Below are 3,462 nucleotides of genomic sequence, written 5' to 3'. Positions count from 1 at the left end.
TAGTAACTGTCCACTTAGCCAGAAATATACGATTCCATTTGGCCAACTACTTAGACAATATTCAGTTCCTGAATCGCAGAATGGTTGCATCCTCAGCAGAGCCATTCTCTTGAGAAGATGTGCCAGTGGATTTACATTTGTCGGGCATGTAGCCGACCCGTTCGGACGCTGGCAGGTGTTCGTGTTCATAAACAATCACCGCCTGCAGGCTGGCATCCCGCTCTGCTTCGCTCATGGCCCGTCCATCAGGCCATTTACCCAGTTCAAGGGCCTGCTTTAATGCCTGATGGATAGCAGGCGTCATCTTTGCCAGAAAAGCATCTAACTGCATGGTGGCCAACCCTTTTCAATCCTTTTCGATATGTCTTTCTTTAAACAGCAAACCGGCAATGGCACCGAGCAAACAACCTGCCACAAGGCCTCCGGTATGGGCTGCATTGGCCATATTACCAAAACCAATGCTGCCCAGGATGTCGGTATAGCCAAGGACCAGCCACGTCAGCATAAAGCCGTAGTAAAACGGCGGGAGACCAAAATGCCAGTGTCGGTCAACCTTTTCCCGCGTCATGCAATACCCCATCAGGCCATACACAACACCGGAAAAGCCACCAAAAATAGTATCATCCCCACCCCAGAAATACTGGGCAAAATTGGAAATCACCGCAGTAAACACGATGATGGCCAGCAGGTGAATACCCCCCTGACGAGTCTCCAGCCGACTGCCAAAAATATAAAGCGCCAGCATATTGAAGGCCAGATGCGTCAGGCCAAAGTGGAGAAAGACCGGACTGAACAGACGCCAGTATTCCCCCTGATCAAGCCCCATGCCCAAACTGCCAAAGTAGAGATAACCATTGGCCACCTCAAACGGAATAAAGGAAAACCAGGCTATTGTGTGCCAGTCGGTACCAGCACGAGTGATCAGCACTACCACCATAGAGGCCAGCATAAACAGCAAGGTGACCGGCATTTTCTGCCAGGAAATGTGCTTTAGAAAACCACCCGCATTCACTCCTTTTTTGGGGGGAGCTGACGGTAATGTCAACTCCCCGGACTGCCATTGCTGGTAAAGGTTGGCCACAATGAGAGACATTTCCTCATTCTCAGTCCAGACCACCTGTTTGCCTGACTCTTCTGTGACCTTATGGGGAATACCCCGGGTATACAGAAAGTAGGACAGGTCGCTCAGGTTAATGTCTACGGGGAGTTCCAATGCCCTATGCATAACGTGAAAAAAAGTCCTTATGGAAATTAACAGCGTTCTTCCTGATAGTTCCAGCGCAACTTGGAACGACAGGACTCATAAAAATTATGGTTCAAAGGGTGCAATAGCTTTAAACGCTGAGACTTCTTATGAATTGTAATTTCATCACCCGGTGCCGAGGTGATATGAATCTGTCCATCACAGCTGATCTGCGGGGATATGGTGTTTTCATGGCGAATTACCAGTTTCAGCTCGCTATCGCCATCCACCACCAGGGGGCGATTGGTTAACATGTGGGGGTACATAGGCACCAGAACAATGGCGTCCAGCCTGGGGTGCATAATGGGACCACCGCCGGACAGCGCGTAGGCGGTTGAACCGGTTGGTGTAGCAATAATCAATCCGTCTGCCCGCTGTTTGTAAACGAACTGCCCGTCGATATAAAGCTCGAATTCAATAATCCGGGTCGACTTGCCGGGATGGAGCACCACATCATTCAAGGCATCCCCCTGGCCAATAATTTTACCCTGGCGGCGGACGCGGGCTTCAAGCAGAAAACGGTGCTCGGCCAGGTAACGTCCCTCAAGCACTTCGGCAAGCTGGTCATCCAGCTCATCCGGGGAGATATCGGTTAAAAACCCCAGGCGCCCGCGGTTAATACCGATCACGGGAATATCGTATAGCGCCAGTGTCCGGGCAGCGCCCAGCATGCTTCCATCCCCCCCCACGACGATCACCAGGTCACACTGCTGCCCCATTTGCTCACGACTGATCATGGTGTAGCCTGGCAGCAGACTGCCCAGCTGCTCATCCAGAATAACGGTCACCCCCTGCTCCTGCAGAAAGTCGGCCAGATGCCTCAGAGTATCCTGCACCTGAACACGCCCCTGGCGGCCGGTTACTCCGACAATTTTGAAGTGTTCCATAAACTCAGTAATGTCGCCCCGGAATGAGAGTTAGTATACGTTAGTCATGAACAGAATTTTACATCAAAGCATACATGATACTCTTTAGCAGGTTCTACAACAGGTTCCAAAACAGGTTCCACAACAGACAGCAGAATGGACATCCACCCAAAATGGCAATGATCGTTCAATTAGCCAGAGTCACCGATATCAATGATTGTTTTTGATCGTTACTTAAAATGCTATTAATAACCTTTGTAGCGTACGTCTCCAGGCATTCCCGTTTGCCATTTTCCAGTGGCACGCAAAGCCCGGAAATACCATCGCCCCGGATCGCCATCAGCAGGTTTCGTTTGACCTTATCCCTGAAGGGACCGGCCATGACCAGACTCAGGTAATCCCTGACGCACGCCTCATGGCCATTTTGCAGCGCCTTTAATAGCCCCGGCAAACCCTTATCGGATTTCGCCATCAGCAGATTCAATTTGAACTCGTCGCTGAAGAGGCTGGCCAGGACCCGATCCAGGTAAATCTTCACGCACTCCCCGTGGCCGTTTTGCAGTGCCACGAAGAGCCCGGGAAGACCGCTGTCGGATTTCGCCATCAGCAGGTCCTGTTTGACCTCGTCGCTCAGGGAGCTGGCCAGGATCTGATCCAGGTAACTCTTCACGCACTCCCCATGGCCGTTTCGCAGTGCTACGCAGAGCCCGGGAAAACCCCCGGGGGATTTCGCCATCAGCAGATTCAGTTTGACCTCGTCGCTCAAGGAACTGGCCAGGACCCGATCCAGGTAACTCTTCACACACGCCACGTGGCCGTATTGCAGTGCCACGTAGAGCCCGGGAAAACCGCTGTCGGATTCCGCCATCAGCAGGTCCTGTTTGACCTTATCGCTCAAGGAGCTGGCCAGGACCTGATCCAGGTAACTCTTCACACACTCCCAGTGGCCGTGTTGCAGTGCCACCAAGAACCCGGGAAAACCTTCGGGGGATTTCGCCATCAGCAGGTCCCGTTTGACCTCCTCGCTGAAGGGGCTGGCCATGACCAAATCCAGGTAACGCTGCACACACTCACCGTGGCCATTTCGCATTGCCATGAATAACCCGGGAAAACCACAGTCGGATTTCGCCATCAGCAGATTCAGTTTGACCCCGTCGCTGAAGGGGCTGTCCATCACCCGATCCCAGTAACTTTTGACGCACTCACCGTGGCCATTGTGCAGTGCTGCGTAGAACCCGGGAACACCATCGTTGGATTTCGCCATCAGCAGATTCAGTTTGACCTCGTCGCTCAAGGAACTGGCCATGACCCGATCCAGGTAACTCTTCACGCACTCAACATGGCCGTTTTGCA

General features: G+C 52.4%; 4 protein-coding genes. All 4 read right to left on the bottom strand.

The genetic code is table 11. From position 1 onward, the window contains the following. Window positions 1-61 precede the first annotated feature (61 nt). Window positions 62-331 (bottom strand): YeaC family protein, encoded by a 270-nt coding sequence (locus KDK14_RS20300; protein WP_257267056.1) that lies wholly within the window; start codon window positions 329-331, stop codon window positions 62-64. A 15-nt stretch (window positions 332-346) separates the two neighbouring features. Next, entirely contained in the window at window positions 347-1,225 is an 879-nt protein-coding gene (locus tag KDK14_RS20295) for a rhomboid family intramembrane serine protease (protein WP_257267055.1), read from the bottom strand. Between the two features lie 26 nt (window positions 1,226-1,251). Then, a complete protein-coding gene (locus tag KDK14_RS20290; RefSeq protein WP_257267054.1) occupies window positions 1,252-2,130 on the bottom strand; it encodes an NAD(+) kinase in 879 nt (292 codons plus the stop codon). A gap of 166 nt (window positions 2,131-2,296) precedes the next feature. Next, window positions 2,297-3,462 (bottom strand): ankyrin repeat domain-containing protein (locus KDK14_RS20285; RefSeq protein ID WP_257267053.1); only part of this gene is annotated, 1,166 nt, incomplete at its 5' end.

Origin of the sequence: Endozoicomonas sp. ONNA2, from assembly GCF_024606365.1 — a bacterium.
Classification (GTDB): Bacteria; Pseudomonadota; Gammaproteobacteria; order Pseudomonadales; family Endozoicomonadaceae; genus Endozoicomonas.
Note: the sequence above shows the minus strand (reverse complement) of the source record. Positions and strands in the feature narration are given on the sequence as shown.

Bases quoted from the DNA above. Each gene is read 5' to 3' on its own strand.
- KDK14_RS20295 (WP_257267055.1), bottom strand. From the start codon at position 1,225: ATGCATAGGGCATTGGAACTCCCCGTAGACATTAACCTGAGCGACCTG.
- KDK14_RS20290 (WP_257267054.1), bottom strand. From the start codon at position 2,130: ATGGAACACTTCAAAATTGTCGGAGTAACCGGCCGCCAGGGGCGTGTT.
- KDK14_RS20300 (WP_257267056.1), bottom strand. From the start codon at position 331: ATGCAGTTAGATGCTTTTCTGGCAAAGATGACGCCTGCTATCCATCAG.